The 1,008-nt window shown below is 36.1% G+C and carries 2 protein-coding genes; both read right to left on the bottom strand.

Annotation, left to right across the window (positions count from 1 at the left end; genetic code table 11):
* A partial coding sequence (locus tag LD028_RS02270; RefSeq protein WP_237810806.1) for a DUF6444 domain-containing protein occupies window positions 1-418 on the bottom strand: 418 nt, incomplete at its 3' end.
* Between the two features lie 58 nt (window positions 419-476).
* Window positions 477-1,008 (bottom strand): lipopolysaccharide biosynthesis protein (locus tag LD028_RS02275; RefSeq protein ID WP_237810807.1); only part of this gene is annotated, 532 nt, incomplete at its 5' end.

The raw sequence follows: 1,008 nt of genomic DNA on the forward strand, positions 1-1,008 counted from the left end.
CAAACACTTGACGGATATCGACTTTGAACGGTTTGACTTCACGCAAAGAAGCCCCACATCCTTGACACGTGTGCACACGATGGACGATGCGATGATGTGGATGTTCCACTTGGCGGAGCGTCGGTCCTTGATGTCCTTCTTGTCCGCCTGGCTTGTTGCCAGATGGTTTGCGAGAAGAACGTGTGTTGGCAAAACGGTCAGAAGATGGGGGCAAATGGCTATTGGAGCTGTTTTTTTTCGTGCGTGCTTCCAACTCTTGAACGCGATACTTCAGTTGTTCATTTTCTTTGCGTAGCTGTTTGTTTTCTGTTAACAACTGATCGATGACTTGTTGTTGGTGAGCAATGAGTTTTTTCTGTTGTTGGACTTTGCTGATTAAGCTCTCAACCGTAAATACAGCTTGTTGTACCGTCAACATGCGATTCACCTCCTTGTCTATCAGTATTCACATCATAGACAAGGAAAGAAAAAAATATTCAGCTCACTTTATGATGTGGCTGAATAGTTACCTGTTTGATTTTACTAAGAAAGCAATAGTTCATTATTATAGAATATAAAAAATAAGATATAGAAGTTGCCCAAGCTATTGATACAATATCAAAATGAATTGAGATGAAAATAATACATAATATAATATTTATGAAAATTGTGATAACCTGTATTAGGAAATAAACTTTATGATTTTTAGTAGCATTAAAATAGTTGGCTGCAAAGTTAACTAAGGTTAAAGGGTAGATTCCCAAAATAAGGACTTGTCCTGCTGACACTCCTCTATTATAGTCGGGTATAAATAGATTTACGAACAAAGGGAATACCAAATATAGCACAAGTATTAATAATGCCATTAATATAGCAAGGAAAGAATTAACTCTAAGATATTGTCGATAAATTTCTTTATAATTTTGCATACTTACAAGTTCTACTACTTTAGGGTAAAAAACTTGTCCAATTACTTGCGGTAAAAGCATTATAGAGTTAAATATTAACATCCCCACACCATAATTACCT

The organism is Anoxybacillus sp. LAT27 (assembly GCF_022030075.1).
In the GTDB taxonomy this organism is placed as follows: Bacteria; Bacillota; Bacilli; order Bacillales; family Anoxybacillaceae; genus Anoxybacillus; species Anoxybacillus kestanbolensis.